Below are 25,957 nucleotides of genomic sequence, written 5' to 3'. Positions count from 1 at the left end.
GCTCATGAGGCAGGTCCGTCGGCCGCCGGTGGCGGTTCGACGGGCCTGCCTGGTGGTCTCTCGGTAGCGCGCTCGGAGTCGAGGGCGTCCTGCAGCAGCACCACGGCCGCCGCCTGGTCGACGACGCCGCGCTGCTTCTTGGCCTTCACGCCGCTGGCGCGCAGCCCCTGCTGCGCCGCGACCGTGGTGAGCCGTTCGTCGAACAACCGCACGGGCGTGGGCGCCAGCCGGGCGGCGAGCTTGACGGCGAACTCGCGCGCCAGCCCCGCCGCCTGTCCCTCGCGCCCCGACAGCGAGGTGGGCAACCCCACCACGACTTCGATCGCCTCGTGCTCCGCGACGATCTCGGCGATGCGGTTGAGGTCGCCCTTGCCCCGCCTGACAGTCTCGACCGGCGTGGCCAGCAGCCCTGAAGGGTCACTGCGAGCCACGCCGACACGTACGGACCCGACGTCCACGCCGATCCGCGAACCGAACCTCATGTCAGCCGAGCTGCCCAGAAATTGCCTCTTCGACCAGGCGCAGCGCGTCGCCGATCGCCTCCGGCCGTGTGCCGCCGCCCTGCGCGACATCGTCCTTGCCGCCACCGCCACCCCCAAGAGCCTTGGCGGCGACGCCGACCAGCTGCCCGGCCTTGAGCCCCCGCTCGCGCCCCGCCTCGTTGACCGCGGCAACCACCACCGGCCGGTCGGAGGGGGCTCCGGCGATCACCACGACCGCCGGCCGGTCGGCCGGGAACCTGCCACGCACATCAAGCGCGAGCTTACGCAGGTCATCGGCACCGGTTCCATCAGGCGCGCGGTGTGTCACGACGGAGACTCCTGCCAGGTCACGCGCCTGGGAGGCCAGATCGCCCGCCACCTGGAGCACCTGGGCCGAGCGGAGCTTGTCCAGCTCCTTCTCCGCCGTGCGCAACCGGGTGACGATGCCGTCGATGCGCTCGGGCAACTCCTCGCGGCGCGCCTTGAGCTGCTCGGTGAGCTGCGCGACCAGCACGCTCTCGCGCGCCAGGAAGCGGAAGGCGTCGATGCCGACGAGCGCCTCGACGCGGCGCACGCCCGCGCCGACCGACTGCTCGCCCAGCACCTTGACCAGGCCGAGCTGGCCGGAGCTGTGGACGTGGGTGCCGCCGCACAACTCGCGCGAGTAGTCGCCGATCTCGACCACGCGGACCTCGTCGCCGTATTTCTCGCCGAACATCGCCAGCGCGCCCATGGCCCTGGCCTCGGTCTGCGTGGTGTAGAAGGCGTTGACCTTGAGGTCGTTGATGAGCACCGCGTTGACCTCGTCCTCGACGTCGCGCAGCACGCTCGGCGGCACCGCGCCCGCCGCGGTGAAGTCGAAGCGGAAGCGGCCGGGCGAGTTCTCCGAGCCCGCCTGCGCCGCCGTCTCGCCGAGCGCGTTCTTGAAGCCGCGGTGGACGAGGTGGGTGGCGCTGTGGCTGCGCGAGATCGCGCGGCGGCGCTCGATGTCGACCTCCGCCTGCGCCTCGTCGCCGACCTTGAGCTCGCCGCTGCGGATCTTGCCGCGGTGCACGACGAGCCCCGCGAGCGGGGTCTGCACGTCGGTGATCTCGACCACGGCGCCGCTGGTGCGGATCACGCCCTGGTCGGCGAGCTGACCGCCGCCCTCGGCGTAGAACGGGGTGCGCTGGAGCACGACCTCGACCGACGTGCCCGTGCCCGCCGAGGGGACGGACAGGCCGTCGACCAGGATGCCGGCGACGCTCGTGTCGGCCTCGGTCTGGTCGTAGCCGAGGAACTCGACCTTGCCGCCCGCCTCCAGAAGCTGCCCGAAGACGGAGATGTCGGCGTTGCCGGTCTTCTTCGCCGCCGCGTCGGCCTTGGCCGCCGACCGCTGCTCCTTCATGAGGCGGCGGAAACCCTCCTCATCGACCTTGAGACCGTGCTCGGCCGCCATCTCCAGCGTCAGGTCGATCGGGAAGCCGTAGGTGTCGTGGAGCTTGAACGCCTGGTCGCCGGGGATCGTGCTGCCCGACTTGCGCTTGGTCTCCTCCACCGCCACGTCGAAGATCGCGGTGCCTGTGCGCAGCGTGCCGAGGAAGGACGCCTCCTCGGCGTCGATGATCCCGTGGATCTGCGGGGCGTCCGCGTTGAGCTCGGTGTACTGCTCGCCCATGACGTTGATCGCGACGTCGGTGAGCTCGTGCATGTAGCGCTCGTCGCCGGAGCCGAGCAGGCGCAGGTTGCGGATCGAGCGGCGCAGGATGCGGCGCAGCACGTAGCCGCGGCCCTCGTTGCCGGGCATGACGCCGTCGGCGACCAGCATGGTGCCGGTGCGCACGTGGTCGGCGATCACCCGCAGGCTGACGTCGGCCCGGTGGTCGCGCCCGTAGCGGGTCTTGGTGAGCTCCGCCGCCTTGTCGAGGATCTTGTACGTGGTGTCGATCTCGTAGAGGTTGTCGACGCCCTGCAGGATCGTCGCCATGCGCTCGAGGCCCATGCCGGTGTCGATGTTCTTCGCGGGCAACTCGCCGGCCACGTCGAAGTCGACCTTGGTGCGGACCTGACTGAGCTGGTACTGCATGAAGACCAGGTTCCACACCTCGAGGTAGCGGTCCTCGTCGGCGACGGGCCCGCCCTCCTTGCCGTATTCGGCGCCGCGGTCGTAGTAGATCTCCGAGCAGGGGCCGCCGGGACCGGCCACGCCCATGTGCCAGTAGTTGTCCTCCAGGCCGCGCCGCTGGATCCGCGAGTCGGGCACGCCGACCTTGTTGCGCCAGATGTCGTAGGCCTCGTCGTCGTCGAGGTAGACCGTGGCCCAGAGCCGGTCCTCGGGGAAGCCGAAGCCGCCGTCGGACTCGGGCCTGGTCAGCAGCTCCCACGCGAACGGGATCACCTCGGCCTTGAAGTAGTCGCCGAAGGAGAAGTTGCCGAGCATCTGGAAGAACGTGGCGTGCCGCGTGGTCTTGCCGACCTCTTCGATGTCGGGGGTGCGCACACATTTCTGCGCGGTGGCCAGCCGTGACGCCGGAGGCTTGCGCTGCCCCAGGAAGTACGGCTTGAACGGCACCATACCGGCAGGAACCAGGAGTAGCGTGGGGTCCTCAGCGATCAGGCTGGCCGAGGGCACTATCTTGTGCCCACGCTCCTCGAAGAAGCGCAGGAAGCGGCGGGCGATCTCTGCCGACTCCATGGTGGCCATCCTTTACTTGAGTCAGTTGTTGTCTTCAACGTTGTCGAGCCCGAAGCGCGCTCGCAACTCGGTTTCGCGCTCCGCGGCCTCGCCGAAGGCGTCGGAGGTAAAGTCTCTCACCCGTCGCAGCATGCCCGCGGCGCCGTCGGCGGTCCTGCGGGCGACATGGTCGGGGCGCAGCGCCTGCAGCCTGCGCATCACCCAGAAGGCGAGGAACGCGCCGAGCGACAGGTAGAACAGCCTTCTGATCATCGCGGACGCCCCTGCTTGGCGCTGGGGCGGCGCCGGCCGGGCCGGCGGGCCTCGATGGCGCGGCGCACGCCGTAGCCGAGCGAGGACACCTTGATCAGCGGCCCGGTGAAGATGGTCTGCGTGACGGCGCTGAGCTTGGCCGCGTGGCCGCTGACCTGCTTGACGTCCTTGGCGATGGCCTCGACGGCGAGGAGTTGCCTGTTGGTCTCGTTGACCGTGACGCTCACGTCGTCGAGGAGCGGCGCGAGGCGGTTGTTCAGGTCGGAGACCGCCTTGGTGGTCTCGTTGAGCAGCCGGGCGAGCTTGACGAGAACCATGGCCATGACACAGACCAGGACTATCCAGCCCGTGGCTGCGATCAGCCCGGCGACCTCTCCAGCGGTAAGCATCCGCTCATCTCCCTCGTACGCTGGCCCGGAACGGCAAGACCCTATCGCGTTCGAGTGACAACGTTAGTGCGGAAAGCTCCCTTGATCAGGCAGCCACGTCGGCCCCTGGCACTTCCGTGACCGCGCGCATGAGCCCGCGCGCCGCTCTGATCTCGGGCGCCACCAGCCGTTCCGGCATCGCCATGGCCGCCGCGCGCAGCGCCTTGAGCGCGATGCCCGCGGCGTATTCGGCGGCCTTGTTGCCGTGGCAGCCGTACAACTTTCTGGCCCAGCCGGGCAGGGTCGCGTACGCCAGCGCGCCCGCGGCGGGCAGCGAGCCGAGTGCCAGGGGTGGCGTGAGGAAGGCGAGCCGGAGCGACAGTTGCGGGCTGACGCTGCGGCGCAGCGCGTCGCGGGCCTCATCGGTGATGGCCAGGTACGGGCGCATGCCGGTGAGATAGTCCTCCAGCTCCCCCGTGTCGCGGGGGACGTCGCGGAGGCCGACGAGGAGGGCGCTGTGGCGCTGTTCGGCCACGTACGCGTCGCGCTCGGCCCGGGTCAGCGGCACGCCCGAGCGCCGGGCCACCTCCAGGTGCGAGGAGACCTCCGCGCAGTGGACCCAGCGCAGGTTCTCCTCCTCGTTCAGGCGGAACAGGGTGCCCGTGTCGGTGTCCAGGCCGATGAGGCGGGCGTGCACGCGGCGTACCCGCTCGCCCGCCTGCTCGGCCTGCTCGCGGGTGCCGAAGGTGCGCACGGCGACGTAGTCGAGCTGGCGCCGCAGCCTGGCGCGGGCCACCTCGGGGTCGTCGAGCAGGCAGTTCTGGGCTATGCCGCGGATCGTTCTCGGGTGCAGGGACTGGAGCTGGAAGGCGCGTATGACGGCCGGCCAGCCGGGCGTCTCGGTGTGCACTCGCCAGGTGATCGACTGGGGGCCGAAGAGCCCGCCGCCGGGGGTAACGGTCGCCTTCACACGGTTGTGATTCCCATCACCCAGCCACTTAGTACGATTTTGCACGATTTGACGGCGAACCTTTTCGACAGGCCACACCAGAACACAGCCACACGACAGGCGGGCGCGCTCGAAGCCGGTCAGGAGCCCCGGAGAAAGTCGCGGATCTTCGCCCAGCGCTCGGCCACCGGCGCCTCCGCCCCATGCCGGGTCGGCTCGTAGTAGCGCCGCTCCCGCACCTGCTCAGGCGCGTAGTCCTGGCGCACCAGCCCGTGGTCGAAGTCGTGCGGGTACTTGTACTCCTCGCCGTGCCCGAGCTTGGCCGCCCCCGGGTAGTGGGCGTCGCGCAGGTGGCCGGGCACCTGCCCGATCAGCCCCTTCCGCACGTCGCCGACCGCCGCCCCGATGGCCTTGACGACGGCGTTGGACTTGGGCGCCATCGCGCAGTGGATGACCGCGTGCGCCAGGTTGATCTGCCCTTCGGGAAGCCCGATGAGCTGCACCGCCTGCGCCGCGGCCACGGCCGTCTGCAGGCACGTGGGATCGGCCAGGCCGACGTCCTCCGAGGCGAAGATGACGATGCGGCGGGCGATGAAGCGGGGGTCCTCGCCGGCCTCGATCATGCGGGCCAGGTAGTGGAGCGCGGCGTCGGCGTCGGATCCGCGCATCGACTTGATGAACGCGCTGATCACGTCGTAGTGCTGGTCGCCCTGCCGGTCGTAGCGTACGGCGGCCTTGTCGACGGCCTTCTCCACCACCTCCACGGTGATGTCGTCGGCCAGCAGCGCCGCCGCCTCCAGGTAGGTCAGCGACCGGCGCGCGTCGCCGCCCGCGAGCCGTACGAGATGCTCCACGGCCTCGGGGGCCAGCGTGGCGCGCTCGCCGAGGCCGCGCGGGTCGGACACCGCCCGCTCCAGCACGGCGCGCACGTCGTCGTCGGACAGGGACTCCAGCGTGAGCAGCAGCGAGCGCGACAGCAGCGGCGAGATGACCGAGAAGAAGGGGTTTTCGGTGGTGGCGCCGATGAAGGTGACCCAGCGGTTCTCCACGGCGGGCAGCAGGGCGTCCTGCTGGGCCTTGTTGAAGCGGTGCACCTCATCGACGAACAGCACGGTCTGGCGGCCGCTCATGCCCAGCTCGCGGCGCGCGTTGTCGATGGCGGCCCGCACGTCCTTGACGCCCGCCGACACGGCGGAGACCTCGACGAAGCGGCGCTTGGTGACGTTGGAGACCACGTAGGCGAGCGTGGTCTTGCCGGTGCCGGGCGGCCCCCAGAGGAACAGCGACATGGGAGCCTCGCTCTCGACCAGGCGCCGCAGCGGGGTGCCGGGGCCGAGCAGGTGCCGCTGGCCGATCACCTCGTCGAGCGTGCGCGGCCGCATGCGCACCGCGAGAGGTTGCGGGGTGGCCTCCTCGGCCGCCGAGTCGAACAGGCTATCCACAACGCGAGATTACACGGTGCGGCGCGCCGGCTACGACCAGACGGCTCTGGCGCCCGAGTCACCTGCGCGGAAGACGAAATAGCCGGCCACCGCCGCCAGCACCACCGTCACCCCGGCCAGGAGCATCGTGACGGTACGGCCGAAGCGGTCGCGGCCGATGGAGTCGCGGGCCGGGCTGGTGGCGTACACGAGCAGCAGGGCGGCCACGCCCAGGCCGATCACCGACAGCAGGAGCGGGTTGGCGAAGCTCTGGTGGGTGGAGATGCGGGCGGCCATCTCGCCCTCCGCGGTGCCGAACCTGGCTGCCTTGAGGCTCTCACCGCTCTGCCTGGCCGCGAAGACCGCCATGGGCGCGGCCAGGGAGAGCAGCACGACCGCCCACGCCACGTACGTACGCAGGCGCGGCAGCAGCGCGTAGACGATCGCGACGGCGACGAGCAGTGGAGTCAGCACCACGGCGAAGTGAATGATCAGGGGATGGGCCGGCAGGCCCAGGATCTCGTCGAACATCGGGGCTCCTTAGTTCTCATTTCAACTACGAATGCGAGCACGATAAGGTTCGCGACCTCAGCAGTCCCACATGCGGCTTTCGCCACTTACATCCGGCACATATAGATGGCCGGTAGCATGCGCGGAGTTGTTTGGTCATGCGTTGGCAAAGACGAGAGGACATAGCGGTGAGCGGCGACGACCGCCAGAACGAGGACGACCGCCAGAACGAACTGGCGCGGGAGCACAAGGAGCGGCAGGCCAAGCGAGCTGCCGAGCACACCTCCAAGTCGAGGCGGAACACCTTCATCGGCGCGGCCGTAGCCGTCGTCGTGGTCGCCGGTGGCATCTTCGCGGCGACCACCCTGGTCAACAACGACGGCTCGGAGCCTGCCTCGGCCCAGGCCTCGCCGTCGGCCTCCGCCCCTGCCCTGCCCTCCGCGGGCCCGACGGCGCTCCCGACCACGAAGCCGAAGAAGGCGAGCGACATCTCATGTACGTACAAGCGTGACGACTCGGTCCCGCACAAGTACGTGGGCCTGCCGGGCAAGAAGCCCAACCTGAAGCTCTCGACGATGACCGTGAGCACCAACCACGGCGACATCGTCATCGACGTCGACCCGAACGCCACCCCGTGCTCGGTCAACTCGATGGCCTTCCTGGCCAAGAAGCACTTCTACGACAAGACCAAGTGCCACCGCCTGGCGAAGCCCGAGACCTCCGGGCTGTTCCTGCTGCAGTGCGGCGACCCGCAGGCCAAGGCCGACGGCAAGAACCCCACGGACGGCCAGGGCAACGCCGGGTACGTCTTCGGGGACGAGGCCGTGGGCACCATCCCCTACGGCAGGGGCGTGGTGTTCCTGACGCAGCCGCTGGACGCCGAGGGGCAGAACAGCAGCCAGTTCGCCATCTCGCTGTCGGACGAGAACACCCAGATCGAGCCGCTGTACTCGGTTCTGGGCATGGTGAAGTCCGGTCTGGAGATCCTCGACAAGGTCGCCGAGGACGGCGTGATCGTCAACGCCGACGACATCACCGGCGACGGCGGCTCCACGGCGCCGAAGAACCCGGTCATCATCAAGCGGGTCACCCTCAAGTAGGCGGCACGCTCGAAGCGGCAGGCACCCTCCCCGGGTGCCTGCCGCTTTCGCGCTCGTTACGCCTCGGCCTTGGGCTGGGCGTCCACGCCCGCCTCCTTGCGCTGGTCGGAGGTGATCGGCGTGGGCGCGCCCGTGAGCGGGTCGAAGCCGGAGGCCGTCTTCGGGAACGCGATCACGTCGCGGATCGAGTCGCCACCGGACAACAACATGCAGATCCGGTCCCAGCCGTAGGCGATGCCTCCGTGCGGGGGCGGGCCGTACTTGAACGCCTCAAGCAGGAAGCCGAACTTGCTCTCCGCCTCCTCCTTGGAGATGCCGAGCACGTCGAAGACGCGCTGCTGCATCTCGGCGCGGTGGATACGGATCGAGCCGCCGCCGATCTCCATGCCGTTGCAGACCATGTCGTACGCGTACGCCAGCGCCTCGCCAGGGTGGTCCTGGAAGTTGTCGGCCCACTCCGGCTTCGGCCCGGTGAACGGGTGGTGCACGGCCGTCCAGCCGCCCTCACCGTCCTCCTCGAACATGGGGGCGTCCACGACCCACAGGAACGACCACAACGACTCGTCGATCAGGCCGCAGCGCCGCCCGATCTCCAGGCGGGCCGCGCCGAGCAGGTCGCGGGCGGCGTTCCTGGCCCCGGCGGCGAAGAAGATCGCGTCGCCCGGCTCGGCCCCGACCTTGGCGGCCAGCCCGGACAACTCCTCGGCCGACAGGTTCTTGGCGACCGGGCCGCCGAGCGTGCCGTCCTCCTGCACGAGCACGTAGGCCAGGCCCTTGGCGCCGCGCGAGCGGGCCCACTCCTGCCAGGCGTCGAGCTCCTTGCGGGTCTGCGAGCCGCCGCCGGGCATGACCACGGCGCCCACGTAGTCGGCCTGGAAGACGCGGAAGGAGGTGCCCGCGAAGTAGCCGGTCATCTCGACCAGCTCCTGGCCGAAGCGCAGGTCCGGCTTGTCGGAGCCGTAGCGGGACATGGCGTCGGCGTAGGTCATGCGCGGCAGCGGCGTCGGCAGCTCATAGCCGGCGATCTCCTTCCACAGCCGGCCGATCAGCTTCTCGCCGACCTCGATGACGTCTTCCTGGTCCACGAAGGACATCTCGACGTCGATCTGCGTGAACTCCGGCTGCCGGTCGGCCCGCAGGTCCTCGTCGCGGTAGCACTTGGCGAGCTGGTAGTAGCGCTCCAGCCCGGCCACCTGCAGGAGCTGCTTGAACAGCTGCGGCGACTGCGGCAGCGCGTACCAGTTGCCGGGCTGCAGGCGCACCGGCACCAGGAAGTCGCGCGCGCCCTCGGGCGTGGACCGGGTGAGGGTGGGCGTCTCGACGTAGACGAAGCCGAGGTCGTGCATCACCTCGTTGGTCAGGTAGGTCGCCTTCGAGCGCGTGCGCATCGCGGTGGCCACCTGCTGACGGCGGATGTCGAGGTAGCGGTACTTCAGCCGCGCCTCCTCCGACACCCCCACGTTGCCCTCGATCGGGAACGGCAGCGGCGCGGACTCGCTCAGCACCTCGACCCGCTCGGCCACCACCTCGATCGCGCCGGTCGGCAGGTCGGGGTTGTCGTTGCCCTCGGGGCGCGACCTGACCTTGCCGACGACCTTCACGCAGTATTCGGCCCGCAGGTCGTGAGCGTGGTCCTCCTCGCGGAAGACCACCTGCGCCGAGCCGGAGGCGTCACGCAGGTCGATGAAGACGACGCCGCCGTGGTCACGGCGGCGGGCCACCCACCCTGCGAGCGTCACCTGCTGCCCGGCATGCTCCTCGCGGAGCGACCCGGCGGTATGCGTGCGGATCACTGCACTTTCCCTTCATACGGATAGGAGAGGGGCGGCAGCGGCCCTGGCTCGCCGGTCACTGCACCTTCCCCTTCAAGAATTTGACGACCTGGGCCAGCGGCACCTCGGCCTGCTCGGCGGTGGCCAGGTCCTTCACTTGCACGGCCTCGGCCGCGAGGTCACGCTCGCCCAGGATCAGCGCGTACGCGGCACCCGAGCGGTCGGCACCCTTCATCGCGCCCTTGAGCCCCTTGCCGCCGAAGGCCATGTCGGCGCTGAGGCCCGCCTCGCGAAGCTCGTCGACGAGCAGGAACATGCGGCGGCGGGCGTCGTCACCCAGCGGGACACCGTACACCTGCACGCGCCTGCGCGCCTCGTCATCCACCAAGCCCTCGGCCTGCATGGCCAGGAACGTGCGGTCGACGCCGATCGCCCACCCGACGCTGGGCAGCGGCGGGCCGTCCAGCATCTCGCTGAGCCCGTCGTAGCGGCCGCCGCCGCCCACGGCCGCCTGTGAGCCGAGCCCGTCGTGCACGAACTCGAACGTGGTGCGCGTGTAGTAGTCGAGGCCGCGCACCAGCCGCGGATCGTCCTCGAAGACCACGTCGGAGGCGGTCAGCAGGCCGCGGACCTCCTCGTGGTAGGCCCTGCAGGCCGCGCACAGGTGATCGATGACCAGCGGTGCCCCGGTGAGCTGTGCCTGCACCTCGGGCCGCTTGTCGTCGAGCACCCGCAGCGGGTTGATCTCGATGCGCGCGCGGGTGTCCTCGTCGAGGTCGAGGCCGCGCAGGAACTCCTGCAGCGCCGCGCGGTAGGCGGGCCGGCAGTTCTTGTCGCCGAGCGAGTTGACCAGCAGCCTGACGTTCTTCAGGCCGAGCGAGGCGAAGCCACGGACGCCCAGCACGATGATCTCGGCGTCGAGCGCCGGGTCCTCCGAGCCGAGTGCCTCGACCCCGACCTGCCAGAAGTGCCGGTAGCGGCCCTTCTGCGCACGCTCGTAGCGGAACTGACTGCCGGAATACCACAGCTTCACCGGGAGCTGGCCGGTGTGCAGGTTGTGCTGCAGCACCGCGCGCACGACCGAGGCCGTGCCCTCGGGGCGCAGCGTCAGGGAGCGGCCCCCCTTGTCGGGGAAGGTGTACATCTCCTTGGAGACGATGTCCGTCGACTCGCCGACGCCCCTGGCGAACAGCTGTGTGTCCTCGAAGACAGGTGTCTCGATGTAACCGTATCCCGCCCGGCGCAGCGGCGCGGCCAGCGCCTCGCGCACGGCGAGAACCCGCTCGGAGCGGGGCGGCAACCAGTCGAAGGTGCCTTTCGGTGCTTGGAAGCTCATTAGATCCCTCGTGTGGGACCGGCGTGCGGCGCCGCCTCTTTCAGGTATGGGTTGGTCGCGCGCTCGCGGCCGATCGTGGTCTGTGGTCCGTGGCCCGGCAGGACGACCGTATCGTCAGGCAGCGGCAGGCACTTGGTAGCCAGGCTGCGCAGAATCGTCGCGTAGTCGCCGCCGGGAAGGTCGGAGCGGCCGATGGAGCCGGCGAACAGCAGGTCGCCCGCGAACATGATCTCGTCGACGGGCAGCCGGAAGGTCACCGACCCCTTGGTATGGCCGGGCGTGTGATCGACCACGAGCTCGAGGCCGGCGAGCTGGAGCACGGCGCCGTCGGACAGCTCGCGCACGTCGTCGGGCTCGCTCAGCGTCAGCCCGCCGAACATCGAGGCGCTGGTGCCGGACCAGCCGGCCGCCGGGTCGCTCAGCAGGTGGCGGTCGTCCGGATGGATCCACGCGGGCACGTCACGCGCTCCGCAGACCGGGGCCACGGACCAGACGTGGTCGAGGTGGCCGTGGGTGAGCAGGACCGCGACCGGCTTGAGCCGGTGCTCGCGCAGCAGCTCGTCCACGCCTTCCGTGGCGTCCTGACCTGGATCGACGATCACGCACTCCTCGCCGGCGGCGGGCGCGACGACGTAACAATTGGTCTGGAAGGCCCCTGCGGGGAAGCCGGCGATGAGCATCTGCCTCAGGTGATCTCGTCGAAAAGCCAATGGGAATGTAACCGAAGGGTACCGGTGCGGGTCGCCGGGCTGCGAATCATTACCCGTTGGCCGATACGATTCGCCCACCTCAGTTGATTGACTATGGGAGGCAAAGCGGTGGCCACGGGGAAGGACCGGCAGAAGCAGCTGGCACGCGAGCACCACGAGCGGCAGATGCAGCGCCGCATCGAGCGCGAGCAGAAGGCCAAGCGAACGGCGATCATCGGCTCCACCGTCGGCGTGGTGATCGTGGTCGGCGGCATCGTGGCCGCGGTCGCGCTGCTCGGCGGCAATGACACGGGCACGGAGGCGGCCGCCTCGCCCTCGGCCTCACCCGCCGACACCGCCTCGGCGTCGGCGTCGGCGGCCACGGGGCCGAAGCCGTACGACGCGGCGACGGGCACGTGCGACTACGCCAAGGACGCCTCCGGCGGTCAGGTCAAGGACGTCGGCATGCCGCCGACGAAGGTCAAGACCGAGCCGGCGACGAAGGCGATGACGCTCAAGACGAACCAGGGCGACATCGTGGTGGAGCTGAACAACGCCAAGGCTCCGTGCACGACCAACTCCTTGGAGTTCCTGGCGAAGAAGAAGTACTACGACGGCAGCAAGTGCCACCGGCTCGGCAGCGCGAAGTTCCCGATGCTCCAGTGCGGCGACCCGACGGCCAAGGCCGACGGCAAGAGCCAGGACGGCTCGGGCGGCCCCGGCTACGTCATGGCCGAGGAGAACCTCACGGGCGCCCAGTACAAGCGGGGCGTGATGGCCATGGCCAAAACGCAGGCGCCGGGCAGCACGGGCAGCCAGTTCTTCCTCGTTTACGGGGACATCCAACTCACCCCCGATTACACGCCGGTGGGTACGATCACCAAGGGGCTCGACATCCTGGACAAGGTGAGCAAAGCAGGCGTCATCGCCGACATGGGAGATGGGACTGGGGCACCTAAGCAATCCGTCGAAATCAAAGACGTGACATTCGCCGGCAAGAGCTGACGTAATACAAACTAGGGACGAAGTAGTCCCGAAGGGTCTGATGGATAGTGCGGGAGGACACGGTGAGCACCGACCCGTGGGGCCGGGTAGACGACGACGGCACCGTCTACGTGCGTACGGCTGAGGGAGAGCGAGCCGTCGGCTCCTGGCAGGCCGGTGAACCCGAAGAGGCACTGGCCTACTTCCATCGCAAGTACGACGAACTGGCCGGTCAGGTGCAGCTCCTGGAGCAGCGCGTCAGGGGCACCGACCTGGCTCCGGCCCAGGCCGAGGCGAACATCGCCAAGCTGCGCGAGGCGGTCGCCGACGCCCACGCCATCGGCGACCTGGCCGCGCTGACGGCCCGGCTCGACGGCCTGACCGAGGTCGTCGCCCAGCGCCGCGAGGAGGTCAAGGCCGCTCGCGAGCAGGCGCGGGCCGAGGCCAAGCTGGTCAAGGAGCGCATCGTCGGCGAGGCCGAGCGCATCGCCGACGAGACCACCCACTGGAAGTCGGGTGGTGAGCGGCTGCGTGAGCTCGTCGAGGAGTGGAAGGCCGCCGACCGCATCGACCGGGTCACCGAGGCCGCGCTGTGGAAGCGGCTGTCGGCCGCGCGCACGGCGTTCGCCAAGCGGCGCAAGCAGTACTTCGCGGGGCTCGACGAGCAGCGCGAGGGCGTGCGCGCCGAGAAGGAGCGGATCGTCGCCGAGGCCGAGGCCATTGCGGACTCGACCGACTGGGGCACGACCGCGGCCGTCTACCGCGAGCTGATGCAGCAGTGGAAGAACGCCGGCCGGGCCTCGCGCGAGGCCGAGGACGAGCTGTGGGCCCGCTTCAAGGGCGCCCAGGACCTGTTCTTCCAGGCCCGTTCCGCGGTCTTCGCCGAGCGCGACGCCTCACTGGCCGCCAATGCGGAGATCAAGGAAGTGCTGCTGACCGAGGCAGAGAAGATCCTGCCGGTCACCGACGTGCGTACGGCCCGTGGGGCGCTGCGGCACATCCTGGAGCGGTGGGAGGCCGCCGGTCCCGTGCCGCGCGAGCAGCGCGACCGGCTCGAAGGCGGGCTGCGCAAGGTGGACGAAGCCGTGCGCAAGGCCGAGGACGCGGAGTGGAAGCGCTCCAACCCCGAGGCAAGGGCCCGCGCCCAGAGCACGGTCGACCAGCTCCGCACCTCGATCGAGCAGCTCGAGAAGCGGCTGTCCAAGGCGCAGACCGCCGGGCGCGCCAAGGACGTCAAGGAGGCCGAGGAGGCGCTGACCGCGCGCCGCTCGTGGCTGGAGGAGGCCGAGCGCACGCTGACCGAGTTCAGCTGAATCCGGCGCGGGGCCGCCCCACGGCCCCTCGCCGGAAGCACGGCCCCTCACCGGAGGCATGCCCTCTCACTCAGCGCATGCCCTCTCGTCGGAGGCACGGCCTCTCTTCTCAACGCGCGGCTCCTCATCGGGCGCAACGGCTCCTCATCGGAGCACCCGGGGCCTCTAGGCTGTCCGGCATGGATCCCGTCAGCGCCGCGCGTGCCCTCGTCGAAGAGATGTTCCCGGGCGCCCTGTACGCCTTCGTCGGCGGCAGCGTGCTCACCGAGCAACGCACCAGCACCTCCGATCTCGACATCGTCGTGGTGCTCGACGGCCTGGACCGCCCCTACCGCGAGACGCTGCGCTGGCGCGAGTGGCCGGTGGAGCTGTTCGCGCACAGCGAGACCAGCCTGGCCGCCTACGTCGAGAGAGGTTTCGAGGATCGCAGGCCCACCCTGGCGCGCATCTGCGCCGAGGGCGCGGTGCTGACCGACAGGACGGGCGGCCGGGCGAGCGACCTGCAGAGCGTGCTGGCCGAACGCGTGTCGGCCGGCCCCGCCGGGCAGACGCCCGGCCAGGCGGACCGGGCCAGATACGTGCTGTCCGACCTGCTGGACGACCTGTCGGGGGCGGCGGATCCCGGCGAGCAGGCATTCATCGGCTGGGAGGTCGTCCAGGCCACCGCCAGGGCCGCGCTGGGCATGGGACGCAGGTGGCAGGGCAGCGGCAAGTGGCTGCTGCGCGAGCTGCGCGCGCACGATGCGGCATTGGCGGATGAGCTGCTGGAGGCCCACGCCGACCCCGCACGGCTGGTCGCCGTGGCCACGGACGTGCTCGAGCGGGCCGGAGGGCGCCTCTGGGAGGGCTACCGGAGCCAGGGTGACCCCTTTCACCAGAGCCTGCGTCACATGGCCTCAGGGAAGCTCTCCGGCGATACGGCGCAGAGCTCCGGCATGAGACGGCTGGCCGCGATCAGCGGCGCCACGACCGGATCGTCCCGGCTGTGGATGGGTCAGACCCATGTCGCCCCCGCCACCCGCTCGTCCGACCACCATCACGGGGCCTCGGAGACGGCGATCTACGTGGTCAGCGGCACACCGTCGTTCGTGTTCCTGGATGACGGACGGGAGACGCGCATCGACGCGGGGCCCGGTGACTACGTGTTCGTGCCGCCGTACGTGCCTCACCGCGAGGAGAACCCCGACTCCTCGGAGGAGGCCGTCGTGGTGATCGCCCGCAGCACCCAGGAAGCGATCGTGGTCAACCTCCCCAGCCTCGCGGGCTGACGCGCGTACCGGCGCCCGCAGCTCAGGGCCCGCCCCAGAAGGGCGGGAGCTCAGCTGCCGGCGCCGCTCACCCGGTAGACGTCGAAGACGCCCTGGATGCTGCGTACGGCCTTGAGCACGTGGCCCAGGTGCTTCGGATCGCCCATCTCGAAGGTGAACTTGCTGACCGCCACCCGATCACGCGAGGTCGTCACCGAGGCGCTCAGGATGTTGACGTGCTGGTCGGACAGGGTGCGGGTGACGTCGGAGAGCAGGCGCGGCCGGTCGAGCGCCTCGACCTGGATGGCCACCAGGAACACGCTGTCGTCGCTGGGCGACCAGCTCACCTCGACCAGACGGTCGGGCTGCGTCTTGAGCTGCTGCACGTTGGTGCAGTCGCCCCGGTGGACGGACACGCCGTGGCCCCTGGTGACGAAGCCGACGATCTCGTCGCCGGGCACCGGGGTGCAGCACTTCGACAGGCGTACCCAGACGTCGGCGTCGCCCGCCGCCACCACGCCCGCGCCACCGGCGCCACGGGCGCGGCCGCGCAGGCGGGTCGGCAGCGAGGTCTCGGCGATGTCCTCCTCGGCGCTGTCCACCCCGCCGATCGAGGCGACCAGCTTCTGCACCACCGACTGGGCCGCGATGTGCCCCTCCCCCACGGCCGCGTAGAGCGCGGACACGTCGGGATAGCGCAGGTCGCGGGCCAGCGCCAGCAGCGCCTCGCCGGACATGAGCCGCTGCAGCGGCAGGCCCTGCTTGCGCATGGCCCGGCCGATGGCCTCCTTGCCGGCCTCGATCGCGGTCTCGCGGCGCTCCTTGGAGAACCACTGGCGGATCTTGTTGCGGGCGCGACCCGACTTGACGAACTTCAGCCAGTCGCGCGACGGCCCGGCGTCCGGCGACTTCGAGGTGAAGATCTCCACCGTGTCGCCGTTGCCGAGCCGCGACTCCAGGGGCACCAGCCGCCCGTTGACCCGGGCCCCGATACAGCGATGGCCCACCTCCGTGTGCACGGCGTAGGCGAAGTCGACCGGTGTGGCCCCCTCGGGCAGGGCGATGACCTGCCCTTTCGGGGTGAACACGTAGACCTCGGAGACCGACAGGTCGAAGCGCAGCGACTCCAGGAACTCGCCCGGGTCGGAGGTCTCCTTCTGCCAGTCGAGGAGCTGGCGCAGCCAGGCCATGTCGCTGCCCGGCTTGACCTTGCCGGTGGGGCCGGGGGCGCCGACCTCCTCTTTGTACTTCCAGTGCGCGGCCACGCCGTATTCGGCCCTGTGGTGCATCGCGTGGGTGCGGATCTGCAGCTCCACGGGCTTGCCCTCGGGACCGATCACCGTGGTGTGCAGCGACTGGTACATGTTGAACTTGGGCATCGCTATGTAGTCTTTGAACCGCCCGGGCACCGGGTTCCACCTGGCGTGGATGGTGCCGAGCGCGGCATAGCAGTCACGCACGCTGTCGACCAGCACGCGGATGCCCACGAGGTCGTAGATGTCGTCGAACGCCACGTCACGCGCGATCATCTTCTGGTAGACCGAGTAGTAGTGCTTCGGCCGTCCCTTGACCACCGCGCGGATCTTCGCCTCGCGCAGGTCGCCGGAGACCTTCTCGATGACCTCCTGCAGGAACAGGTCTCTGCGCGGCGCCCGCTCCGACACCATGCGCGCGATCTCGTCGTAGCGCTTGGGGTAGAGCATGGCGAAGGCGAGGTCCTCGAGCTCCCACTTGATCGTGTTCATGCCCAGGCGGTGGGCGAGCGGGGCGAAGATCTCCAGCGTCTCGCGCGACTTCTGGTGCCGCTTGTGCTCCGGCAGGTAACGCATGGTGCGCATGTTGTGCAGGCGGTCGGCCAGCTTGATGATCAGCACGCGGATGTCGCGCGACATGGCGACGACCATCTTGCGCACGGTCTCGGCCTGCGCCGCGTCGCCGAACTTGACCTTGTCGAGCTTGGTGACCCCGTCGACCAGGGACCCGATCGTGTCGCCGAAGTCACCGCGCAGCTCGTCGAGGCTGTAGGCGGTGTCCTCCACCGTGTCGTGGAGCAGCGCCGCGCACAACGTCTCGTCGTCGGTGCCGAGCTCGGCCAGGATGGTCGCCACTGCGAGTGGGTGCGTGATGTACGGGTCGCCGGACTTCCGCTTCTGGTCGCGGTGGTGGTAGGCGGCGACGTCGTAGGCACGCTCGATCAACCGCAGGTCGGCCTTGGGATGGGTGGCCCGGACCGTCCTGAACAACGGCTCAAGCACCGGATTCATGGCCCCACCCCCAAACCGCCTTCGACGCACCGCCGGAACGCCGGGCGCTTCGGCGTTACCAGAGTCGGTCACGTCGGGCGCGACCACATCACGGGGCACACAGACTCCTCACGCAGTGGCTCCTCACGTTCGAGTCCAGATCCACCCAGTGTATCCAGGTGGCCAACCTGGACCGTCGCGGGCCGGGCTCAGACGATCACGAGGGAGTGCAGTCCCACTCCCCCAAGTCGCTCACGTCCCTTGAGGAAGGCCAGTTCCATCAGCACGGCGATGCCGACGACCTCAGCCCCGGCCCTCCGTACGAGCTCCACGGTGGCCTTCGCGGTGCCTCCGGTGGCCAGCACGTCGTCGACGATGAGAACTCGCTCGCCGGGCGTGAAGGCGTCACGGTGGACCTCGATGGTCGCGGAGCCGTACTCCAGATCGTAGGACTCTTCCAGGGTCTCGGCGGGCAGTTTCCCCTTCTTGCGCACCGGCACGAACCCGGCCGCCGCCCGGTAGGCCACCGGCGCCGCCAGGATGAAGCCCCGCGCCTCGATCCCCACGATCTTGTCCACCTGCTCGAGCCCGGCCAGCGCGTCCACCACGGCCGCCATCGCGATGGGGTCGGCCAGGAGCGGGGTGATGTCCTTGAACATGACCCCCGGCTTGGGGTAGTCGGGCACATCCCTGATCCGGTCCAGGATGATCGTGCTCAGCTCGGTCATGGTGTTCCCTCGCATCTCTCACCGGGCGTCTGCCGCGCTCCATGATGGTGCATTCCGGACCTCACTCCGTACGAGAGCCTCTGAGAGGCCCCTGTGAGGCCCGCGCGTGATCCGGGCGTACACGAGACGACGCCCCCGCCCTTCATCGGGCGGGGGCGTCGTCTGAGCTCCGGCTAGCCCTTGGCTACGGCCGCGCTTTTGGAACCTTTCTTGCCGCCTCCGGTGGAGGCGAGCCTCCTGGCGATGGCCTGGTACTTCGGCTCGCGCTCCTTGAGCGTCACCAGCAGCGGCGTGGCGACGCACAACGACGAGTACGTGCCGACGATCATGCCGACGAACAGCGCCAGCGACAGGTCCTTCAGGGTGCCCGCGCCGAGCAGCGTGGTGCCGATGAACAGGATCGCCGCCACCGGCAGGATCGCGACCAGCGAGGTGTTCAGCGATCGGATCAGCGTGTGGTTGAGCGCGTTGTTGGCGGCCATCGAGTATGTCTGCTTGGACGTGTGCCCCAGCTTGGCCGTGACCTCCTTGATCATGTCGAACACCACGACCGCGTCGTAGAGCGAGTAACCGAGGATGGTCAGGAAGCCCAGCAGCGTCGCGGGCGTGACCTCGAAGCCCGACCAGGCATAGACACCTGCCGTGATGACGAGGTCGTGGACGAGCGCGACGATCGCGGCCAGCGCCATCTTCGGCTCGAACGCCATCGAGAGGTACAAGATGATCGCCAGCATGAACACGCCCAGGCCTATCCAGGCCTTCTGGGAGACCTCACCGCCCCAGGACGCGCCGATCGACTGGATGTCGACCTGGTCGGCGGGGACGCTGAAGTCCTTGGCGATGGCGGTCTGCACCTGGTTCATGGTGCTCTCCGAGAGCGTCTCGGTGGTGACCCGCCACCGGTCGCCGGCCGTCTGCACGATCGGCTGGTGCACGCCCTCGTCCTGGAAGGTCTCGCGCACCTGCTCGATGGTGCTGCTCGGCGCCTTGAACGAGAAGACCGATCCGCCCCTGAACTCCACACCCAGGTTGAGCCCGTTGATCAGCAGACCGGCCAGCGAGATGACCAGCAGGAAGCCGGACAGGCCGTACCACAGCTTCCACTTGCCGACGAAGTCGACGTCGATCTCGCCGCGGTAGAGGCGACGCGCCAATCCCATCTCAGGCCTCCTGCGGAGTGGTCGTGCGGCCGGACGGCGCCTCGCTCATGCGCTCGGCGTCGAGACCCGACAGCGGGTGCCCCTTGGCGAAGAACTTCACCCTCGCCAGCAGGGCGATGAACGGCTTGGTGAACAGGAACACCACCACGATGTCGATCAGCGTGGTCAGGCCCATCGCGAAGGCGAACCCGGCCACACCGCCCACCGCCAGGAAGTAGAGCACGATCGCGGCGATGAACATGACGGCGTCGGCGATCAGGATCGTGCGCCGGGCACGGACCCAGGCCACCTCGACGGCCGCGCGAAGCGTCCGCCGCCCTTCCTTCATCTCATCACGTATGCGTTCGAAATACACGATGAAGGAGTCGGCGGTGATGCCGATCGAGACCACCAGGCCGATGATGTGGGCCAGGGAGAGCCTGAAGTTGGCGTTGTGGCCGAGCACGACCACCGCCGTGTACGTGAGGATCGTGGCCACCACGAGGCTCAGGACCGCCACGATGCCCAGGCCCCGGTAGTAGAACAGGCAGTAGACGAGCACGAGCCCCAGGCCGATCAGACCGGCGATCAGACCGCCCTGGAGCTGGTCCTGGCCGAGCGTCGAGGAGACCGTGTCGATCGAGCTGCGGTTGAACTTCAGCGGCAGGGCGCCGTACTTGAGCTGGTCGGCCAGGTTGGTGGCGCTCTGCTGGTTGAAGCCGCCCGTGATCTCGGCCCGTCCGCCGGGGATCGGGCTGATGATGTTGGGCGCGGTGATGACGACGCCGTCGAGCACGACCGCGACCTTGTTGCGCGGCTCCTGCGCGTTGTAGGCGGTGGTGGTGAGCTTGCTCCACTCACCCGCGCCCTTGCTCTTGAAGTCGAGCTGCACGAGCCACTCGGTGGTGCCCTGCTGGACGCCCGCGGAGGCCGTGTTGATGTCGGTGCCGACGACCTTGGCGACGTCGAGGACGTACTTGTAGCTGCCGTCGGTCTCACAGGCCGCGTACTGCTTGTTCGGGTCGTCCTGGACGCCCTGGCCGCGGTTGGCCGGGTCGGCGCAGTCGAGCTTGTTGAACTTCTGCAGCACCGCCGGGTCGACACCCGTGGTGTCGATGCCGGCGTTGGGGTCCTGCGCGGGCGGCGTGCTGGCCTCGGCCGTCGGGCTGCCCGACGGCGTGGACTTGGCGTCCTGGCCCTTCTTGGTGTCCTGCTTCTGGCCGGTCTGCGCGCTGCTGGAGGGCTGGGCCTCCTGCTGCGAAGACGAAGGCGCGGGCGTCGGGGCCGTCAGTGCGGACGAGAGCGCCTTACCCGTCGGGGAGGCGCTCGGAGTCGTGACCGACTGGGAGGTGGACGGCTTCGCCGACGGGCTCGGGGAGCCCGAGGGGCTCACGGAGCCGCTCGGCGTCGGCGCGTTGGTGGCCAGCTCCTGCGGGATCTGCGTGGCCGCCATGGCGAGCACCTGGCGGAAACGCAGCTCCGCGGTGGTCGCGACCAGCTTGATGGCCTCGCTCTGACCGACGCCCGGGATGGAGATGATGATGTTGTCGCCGGACTTGGCGACCTCAGCGTCGGAGACTCCGGTGCCGTTGACACGGTCGCGGATGATGTTGACCGCGCGGTCGAGGATCTCCTCCGGCGGCGCCGCGTTGTTCTGGGTCACGGGCGACAGAGTCACCGTCGTGCCGCCGGCGAGGTCGAGCCCCAGCTTGGGCGTGAACGCCTGCTGCAGGAACATCGTCCCGCCCAGGGCGAGGATGAGCGCCAGCAGGACCAGGAGCGTACGCCCCGGTCGGCTGTGGCGGCTGGTCGGTCGGGCCACTGGTCGTCAGTTCTTTCAGATTAGGGGTTTCTGGCAGAGCTTAGTCAGGACTGCTTCGTACTGGAGCCCTGGTCGCCATTACGCTCCACGGTGGCCTCCGACTCCTCCTTGCCGTCATCGTCGCGGTCGGACTCCTGGGCCTCCGGCTCGTCCTCGCCGGCCGGAGCGTCGCCGGGCGTGATGACGCGGCCGATTGCGGCCTTCACCCAGCGGGTCTCGATCCCCGGCGCGACCTCGAGGACGACGTCCTCGTTGTCCACCGCGACCACGGTGGCGAACAGGCCCGTCGTGGTCATGACCCGGCTCCCTGGAGCCAGCGAGTTCTGCATCTTGGCCGCCTCTTGCTGGCGCTTTCGCTGGGGGCGGATCAGCAAGAAGTAGAACACCACCACCAGGAGAATCAGCGGCAGGATGCTTCCGAGTTGTCCCATGTCCATCAGGGGCGACCTTCCATAGTCGTACAAGAAGTTGACACCGGCCTCGCGCCGGAAATTCCGTGCGTTGGTTGCTTCGGGCCGCGCCGCTCAGCCCGTCAGCCTACACAGCCAGCCAAGCCACGGAGTGTAGGCGCTTGTTGCGAAACGCGGCAACGAGGCAGCGTTTCGGCGCGCGGGGAAGTTCCCAATTTGAAATGGTTGCAACCGTTCTGTAATCAGTCGAAAAGTGCGGCTCCGAACGCATCAGGGGGCGGAGTCATGCCGAGATGGGTCCAGGCCGCCGCGGTCGCGACCCGGCCGCGCGGGGTCCTGGCCAGCAGACCTTGGCGTACGAGGAACGGCTCGGCCACCACCTCGACCGTCTCCGGCTCCTCCCCCACGGCCACCGCCAGCGTGGACAGGCCGACCGGGCCGCCGCCGAACTTCTTCAGCAACACGCCGAGCACCGCGCGGTCGAGCCGGTCCAGCCCTTCGGCGTCCACCTCGTACAGGTTGAGCGCCGCCGAGGCGATCTCCCTGTTGATCAGGCCGTCGGCCCGCACGTCGGCGAAGTCGCGCACGCGGCGCAGCAGCCGGTTGGCGATGCGCGGCGTGCCCCGCGACCTGCGGGCGATCTCGTGCGCGCCCTCGTCGGGCAGGGTGAGGCTGAGCAGCTTGGCCGAGCGGTAGAGCACCTGTTCCAGCTCGCCGACCTCGTAGAAGTCCATGTGGGCCGTGAAGCCGAACCGGTCGCGCAGGGGCGCGGGCAGCAGCCCCGCACGGGTGGTGGCGCCGACCAGCGTGAAGGGCGCGATGTCCAGCGGAATCGCGGTGGCGCCCGGCCCCTTGCCGACGATGATGTCGACCCTGAAGTCCTCCATGGCCAGGTAAAGCATCTCCTCGGCGGGCCTGGCCATCCGGTGGATCTCGTCGATGAACAGCACCTCGCCGTCGGCCAGCGTCGACAGGATCGCCGCGAGGTCCCCCGCGCGCTCCAGGGCCGGGCCCGAGGTGATCCTCAGCGGCGCGTTCAGCTCGGCCGCGACGATCATCGCCAGCGTCGTCTTGCCCAGGCCGGGGGAGCCGCTCATGAGGACGTGGTCGGGCGGGCGTTGGCGGCGCAGGGCGCTTTCGAGGATGAGGGACAGCTGTTCGCGTACGCGGCCCTGGCCGATGAACTCGCCGAGGCTCTTGGGGCGTAGCGCGGCCTCGATCTGCAGTTCGTCGCCTCCGGCGTCAGGCGACAGGATCTCCCTCTCAAAGCCCATCCCGGCCTCTCCTCCCCTCGTCGGTGATCTGGGCGGTGGGTCGCGCGCCTACGCCTTCAGCGGACTGCGGCATACGCACGGAGGATGGCGAGGCATCCGTAGCAAACGGCGGCGCGCTTGAGACAGACGGCGACGCACGCACCGCGGACAGCAACGACGTACCTGCGGCGGACGGTCGCGTACGCACGGCGGGCGGCGGCGCACCTGTGGCGGACGGTGGCGACGTGGTGGTCTCCGGGGTGTGTGCGGCCCAGGCGCGAGACAGCGCGGTCATCGGATGCTCAGGGAGCGGAGTGCGGCCTTCAGGAGGGCGGCCACCTGAGGTTGACGGCCGGCGGCGATGTCGGCGTCGGCGTCGGGTTCCACGACGATGATGGCCTCGTCGGCGTCCTTGCTGGAATAGCCCAGTCCCACCAGTCCCGAGTGGACCTGTTCGCGCCACACCACCACTCGCCGCTGCCCGTTGATCGCGGCGTTGACGGCCTCCTCGGGGGTCCCGAGCCGGTCCTTCAGCTCCAGGACGATACGCTGTGCCCCCTTCTGCCCGATTCCTGGCACCTGCGTGAGCGCCTTGAGGTCGGCACTGGCCACGGCCACCCGGAGCGCGTTGGGCGTGTGCACGGCGAGCATCGCCAGCGCCAGCTTGGGGCCGACGCCGCTGGCCGTCTGCAGCAGTTCGAACACGGCCCGCTCGTCGTCGGTGGCGAAGCCGTAGAGGGTGAGTGACTCCTCGCGCACCACCAGCGTCGTGGCCAGGCGCGCCTCCTCGCCCATCCGCAGCGTCGCCAGCGTGCCGGGAGTGCAGTGAGTGAGGATGCCGACACCGCCGACCTCGATCACGGCACCGTCCGGCGCTATCGCCGTCACCTTGCCCGCCACCGACGCGATCACGCCCGGCCTCCTGTCACGTCCCTGCCTCCGTCACGACTCAGCTCTTTCACCGGCTGCACCAACAGCCCGGACTGGCAACGCCACGAGCGACGCGGAGCCAGAGCCACAGCTGAGCCAGGAGCGGCACCGAACCATGAGCCGCGGCCGAGCCAGGAAACCCACCCAGCCAGGAAACCCGCCCAGCCAGGAGCCACGGCCGAGCCGTGGGCGACGCAAGACCATGAGCGACGCCAGGCTGCCGTCTCTGCCCGCAAAGCCACCATCTCCGCCCGCGGACCTCTGCCACCGGCATCCACATCTCACCACGGATCACGGTCACCACACGCATCATCCGACCCACCATGGGACCACAGAGCCGCGATCCGCGCCCGGAGACACCTCGCCAGCGTCCCGGAGCCCAAGACTTGGAAACCCGCCCAGGGCGAGCGGCACACCAGGCCCATCGTGCACGGGCATCGCCACCAGTCCCGTGAGGAACGCGAGGGGCGTGCCAAGCCATCGTGCGCGCCCGTGGGCTGCCCGCGGCGGGCTTGGGGCGTGCGGTACGAAGGCGCGAGTCGTGCCTGCCGCAGCCCTCCCCCATCACCGCCGGACATCCTTCCGCGTGGCTTTGGCCAGGGCCGCCGCAAGGCGGTGCTGGGCGCCGCCGCGCCAGATGTGGCAGATGGCCAGGGCGAGCGCGTCGGCCGCGTCGGCGGGCTTGGGCATCTCGGTGAGCCGTAGCAGGCGGGTGACCATGGCGCCGATCTGCTTCTTGTCGGCCGTGCCGCTGCCCGTGATGGCGGCCTTGACCTCGGACGGCGTGTGCAGCGCCACCGGCAGCCCGCGCCTGGCCGCGCACAGGACCGCGATGCCCGCCGCCTGCGCGGTGCCCATCACGGTGCGTACGTTGTGCTGGCTGAAGACGCGCTCGACCGCCACCGCGTCGGGTCTTATGTCGTCGAGCCACTGCTCGATCCCCGCCTCGATGCCGACGAGCCGGGCCCCGAGCTCCTCGTCGGCCCCGGTGCGCACCACCCCGACGGACACCAGTGTCAGCGGCGCCCCAGGACGCCCCTCGACAGCGCCCAGACCGCACCGTGTCAGCCCCGGATCGACGCCCATCACCCGCACCGGCATGCCCTCCCGAGGCCGCTTCGCCGAACATCTGTTCGGCAGGAGACTTTACTCCGGCCGCGGGGGGCGCGCATCGGGAAACGCCTGTCAGAAGTAGTCGAGCATGTACGGCTTCGCGGCGAAGGCCGCTCCGAGGACCTCGTCGTACCGGTCATCTCCGGACATGAGGCCACAGAGCCGCAGGGTGTGCGGCGGGATCCCGGCGTACAGGGCGGAGAAGCCGTTCACTGAGAGCGTGACACCGCGCTCCCCGACGGACGTGGCCGCGCCCGATCCGCCGGAGATGTCCAGCCGGTACGTACCCCCGCCCCTGATCGGGTCGTCCACGGTGACGACGGCGTCGCAGGACACGTGCGCCGGGTAGCCCCTGCGCTCGACGGCCGCGGCCACGTCCACCACCCTGAACATCCACCGCACCTGCTTGACCTGCTCCTTCGTCCGCTCGTGGAGCAGCCACAACACGGGGTCGTCGGGCGCCACGGAGGCGACGACGTGGCGGGCGATCGTGGACGCGCTGCCGACCATGGCCCACAGGGCGCGCAGGGTCTCGGGGGAGGCGGCGACGAGGTTGTCGACCTCCATGTCGTCGCCCCGCCACCGGTAGATGACGTAGCCGTCGTCGGCGAGGTACAGGAAGTCGTCCTCGTCGGCCAGCCACAGGTCCCAGGTGCGCTCGTCGTACGAGATGGGCCCGCTCGCGCGCGCGGCCTCGTGGACGCGGCGCAGCACCGAGACCAGCCCGGCACCGTCGCCAGGACCCATCCTGCGCAGCTTGACCTGCCCCGACGGACGGATCCTGCGCAGCGACTCGGCGGGGATCCTGACGTTGTGCTGGGCTCCGGCGTGCTCGTAGCCGACCCCGCGGTAAATGGCCGTGGTGGCCGGATAGAGGGCGGAGACCGCGTCACCCAGCTCGGCGGCACGGTCGATGACGGCCCGCATGATGGCGGAGCCGACGCCGCGGCCGCGGTCCTCCGGGCTGACCGTGACCCCCGCGACACCGGCCATCGGCTGCGGCCTGCCGTGCCACCACTGCGTGAACGCGCGCAGCCGGGCCGCCGCGGCCAGCCGGGTGCCGTCGAACACCCCCAGGTAGCGGCCCTCGGCGAGCGTCGGGAGCACGGCTAGGCGCCACCTCCCCTGAGCGTCCGCCGACAGGGGGCCGAACGAACGTTTACGGAGGTCCAGGACGTCGTCGAGGTCGTCGACGGTCAGGTCGCGAATTTCCATAGAGAGA

At 69.7% G+C, this 25,957-nt stretch carries 23 protein-coding genes; 4 read left to right on the top strand and 19 right to left on the bottom strand.

All coding sequences use genetic code 11. The features are described from left to right. Positions 1 to 2: 2 nt before the first annotated feature. The 7 genes from ruvX to ACFPZ3_RS11530 form a co-directional block, all read right to left on the bottom strand. Positions 3 to 482: a Holliday junction resolvase RuvX gene (ruvX, locus tag ACFPZ3_RS11560; RefSeq protein WP_379514015.1), complete on the bottom strand. Its 480-nt coding sequence runs from the start codon at positions 480 to 482 to the stop codon at positions 3 to 5. Between the two features lies 1 nt (position 483). Further along, positions 484 to 3,156 (bottom strand): alanine--tRNA ligase, encoded by a 2,673-nt coding sequence (gene alaS, locus ACFPZ3_RS11555; protein ID WP_379514014.1) that lies wholly within the window; start codon positions 3,154 to 3,156, stop codon positions 484 to 486. Between the two features lie 21 nt (positions 3,157 to 3,177). Beyond that, positions 3,178 to 3,408, bottom strand: coding sequence for a hypothetical protein (locus ACFPZ3_RS11550; RefSeq protein WP_379514013.1), 231 nt, complete (start codon positions 3,406 to 3,408; stop codon positions 3,178 to 3,180). Continuing rightward, on the bottom strand, positions 3,405 to 3,797 hold the full coding sequence (locus ACFPZ3_RS11545; RefSeq protein ID WP_379514012.1) for a DUF948 domain-containing protein: 393 nt from the start codon (positions 3,795 to 3,797) through the stop codon (positions 3,405 to 3,407). The genes ACFPZ3_RS11550 and ACFPZ3_RS11545 overlap by 4 nt, the downstream gene beginning before the upstream one ends. Positions 3,798 to 3,882: 85 nt before the next feature. Beyond that, a complete protein-coding gene (locus ACFPZ3_RS11540; protein WP_379514011.1) occupies positions 3,883 to 4,746 on the bottom strand; it encodes an oxygenase MpaB family protein in 864 nt (287 codons plus the stop codon). Positions 4,747 to 4,865: 119 nt separating this feature from the next. After that, positions 4,866 to 6,107 carry a replication-associated recombination protein A gene (locus ACFPZ3_RS11535; RefSeq protein WP_465263553.1) on the bottom strand — a complete coding sequence of 414 codons (1,242 nt, stop codon included), beginning with the start codon at positions 6,105 to 6,107 and terminating at the stop codon, positions 4,866 to 4,868. Positions 6,108 to 6,197: 90 nt separating this feature from the next. Then, positions 6,198 to 6,677 carry a DUF2231 domain-containing protein gene (locus ACFPZ3_RS11530; RefSeq protein WP_379514009.1) on the bottom strand — a complete coding sequence of 160 codons (480 nt, stop codon included), beginning with the start codon at positions 6,675 to 6,677 and terminating at the stop codon, positions 6,198 to 6,200. Positions 6,678 to 6,844: 167 nt separating this feature from the next. On the opposite strand from ACFPZ3_RS11530, the gene ACFPZ3_RS11525 reads away from it, so the two are divergent. Beyond that, positions 6,845 to 7,756 (top strand): peptidylprolyl isomerase, encoded by a 912-nt coding sequence (locus ACFPZ3_RS11525; protein ID WP_379514008.1) that lies wholly within the window; start codon positions 6,845 to 6,847, stop codon positions 7,754 to 7,756. Between the two features lie 56 nt (positions 7,757 to 7,812). On the opposite strand, the gene aspS is transcribed toward ACFPZ3_RS11525, so the two are convergent. The 3 genes from aspS to ACFPZ3_RS11510 are packed head-to-tail and all read right to left on the bottom strand — an operon-like array spanning position 7,813 to position 11,544. Further along, entirely contained in the window at positions 7,813 to 9,549 is a 1,737-nt protein-coding gene (aspS, locus tag ACFPZ3_RS11520; RefSeq protein ID WP_379514007.1) for an aspartate--tRNA ligase, read from the bottom strand. Positions 9,550 to 9,604: 55 nt separating this feature from the next. Continuing rightward, positions 9,605 to 10,864, bottom strand: a complete 1,260-nt coding sequence (gene hisS / locus ACFPZ3_RS11515) for a histidine--tRNA ligase (RefSeq protein ID WP_379514006.1) — start codon at positions 10,862 to 10,864, stop codon at positions 9,605 to 9,607. Next, positions 10,864 to 11,544 (bottom strand): MBL fold metallo-hydrolase, encoded by a 681-nt coding sequence (locus ACFPZ3_RS11510; RefSeq protein ID WP_379514005.1) that lies wholly within the window; start codon positions 11,542 to 11,544, stop codon positions 10,864 to 10,866. Before ACFPZ3_RS11510 ends, hisS begins: the two co-directional genes overlap by 1 nt. Positions 11,545 to 11,682: 138 nt before the next feature. Between ACFPZ3_RS11510 and ACFPZ3_RS11505 the strand changes: the two genes are divergently transcribed. From ACFPZ3_RS11505 to ACFPZ3_RS11495, 3 genes are all read left to right on the top strand, one after another. After that, the gene (locus ACFPZ3_RS11505) at positions 11,683 to 12,558 is read left to right on the top strand and encodes a peptidylprolyl isomerase (protein WP_379514004.1); all 876 of its coding nucleotides are present in this window, start codon (positions 11,683 to 11,685) and stop codon (positions 12,556 to 12,558) included. Positions 12,559 to 12,620: 62 nt separating this feature from the next. After that, positions 12,621 to 13,850, top strand: a complete 1,230-nt coding sequence (locus ACFPZ3_RS11500) for a DUF349 domain-containing protein (protein WP_379514003.1) — start codon at positions 12,621 to 12,623, stop codon at positions 13,848 to 13,850. 179 nt (positions 13,851 to 14,029) lie between these two features. Further along, positions 14,030 to 15,118 carry a cupin domain-containing protein gene (locus ACFPZ3_RS11495; RefSeq protein WP_379514002.1) on the top strand — a complete coding sequence of 363 codons (1,089 nt, stop codon included), beginning with the start codon at positions 14,030 to 14,032 and terminating at the stop codon, positions 15,116 to 15,118. A gap of 50 nt (positions 15,119 to 15,168) precedes the next feature. Here ACFPZ3_RS11495 and ACFPZ3_RS11490 read toward each other — a convergent pair whose 3' ends face one another. The 9 genes from ACFPZ3_RS11490 to ACFPZ3_RS11450 form a co-directional block, all read right to left on the bottom strand. Further along, a complete protein-coding gene (locus ACFPZ3_RS11490) occupies positions 15,169 to 17,361 on the bottom strand; it encodes a RelA/SpoT family protein (RefSeq protein WP_379514001.1) in 2,193 nt (730 codons plus the stop codon). Between the two features lie 188 nt (positions 17,362 to 17,549). Further along, positions 17,550 to 18,083: an adenine phosphoribosyltransferase gene (locus ACFPZ3_RS11485; protein ID WP_379514000.1), complete on the bottom strand. Its 534-nt coding sequence runs from the start codon at positions 18,081 to 18,083 to the stop codon at positions 17,550 to 17,552. Between the two features lie 158 nt (positions 18,084 to 18,241). Continuing rightward, positions 18,242 to 19,228 carry a protein translocase subunit SecF gene (secF, locus tag ACFPZ3_RS11480; protein ID WP_379513999.1) on the bottom strand — a complete coding sequence of 329 codons (987 nt, stop codon included), beginning with the start codon at positions 19,226 to 19,228 and terminating at the stop codon, positions 18,242 to 18,244. A gap of 1 nt (position 19,229) precedes the next feature. Next, positions 19,230 to 21,029, bottom strand: a complete 1,800-nt coding sequence (gene secD, locus ACFPZ3_RS11475) for a protein translocase subunit SecD (RefSeq protein WP_379513998.1) — start codon at positions 21,027 to 21,029, stop codon at positions 19,230 to 19,232. A 44-nt stretch (positions 21,030 to 21,073) separates the two neighbouring features. Next, entirely contained in the window at positions 21,074 to 21,466 is a 393-nt protein-coding gene (yajC, locus tag ACFPZ3_RS11470; protein ID WP_379513997.1) for a preprotein translocase subunit YajC, read from the bottom strand. Between the two features lie 215 nt (positions 21,467 to 21,681). Next, positions 21,682 to 22,713, bottom strand: coding sequence for a Holliday junction branch migration DNA helicase RuvB (ruvB, locus tag ACFPZ3_RS11465; RefSeq protein ID WP_379513996.1), 1,032 nt, complete (start codon positions 22,711 to 22,713; stop codon positions 21,682 to 21,684). 270 nt (positions 22,714 to 22,983) lie between these two features. Continuing rightward, complete coding sequence (gene ruvA, locus ACFPZ3_RS11460; protein ID WP_379513995.1) at positions 22,984 to 23,604, bottom strand: Holliday junction branch migration protein RuvA; 621 nt, start codon at positions 23,602 to 23,604, stop codon at positions 22,984 to 22,986. 582 nt (positions 23,605 to 24,186) lie between these two features. Further along, positions 24,187 to 24,717, bottom strand: coding sequence for a crossover junction endodeoxyribonuclease RuvC (gene ruvC / locus ACFPZ3_RS11455; protein WP_379514084.1), 531 nt, complete (start codon positions 24,715 to 24,717; stop codon positions 24,187 to 24,189). A 90-nt stretch (positions 24,718 to 24,807) separates the two neighbouring features. Continuing rightward, positions 24,808 to 25,950, bottom strand: coding sequence for a GNAT family N-acetyltransferase (locus ACFPZ3_RS11450; protein WP_379513994.1), 1,143 nt, complete (start codon positions 25,948 to 25,950; stop codon positions 24,808 to 24,810). Positions 25,951 to 25,957 lie beyond the last annotated feature (7 nt).

The organism is Nonomuraea insulae, from assembly GCF_042656245.1.
This window is presented reverse-complemented; position numbering and strand designations above follow the sequence as displayed.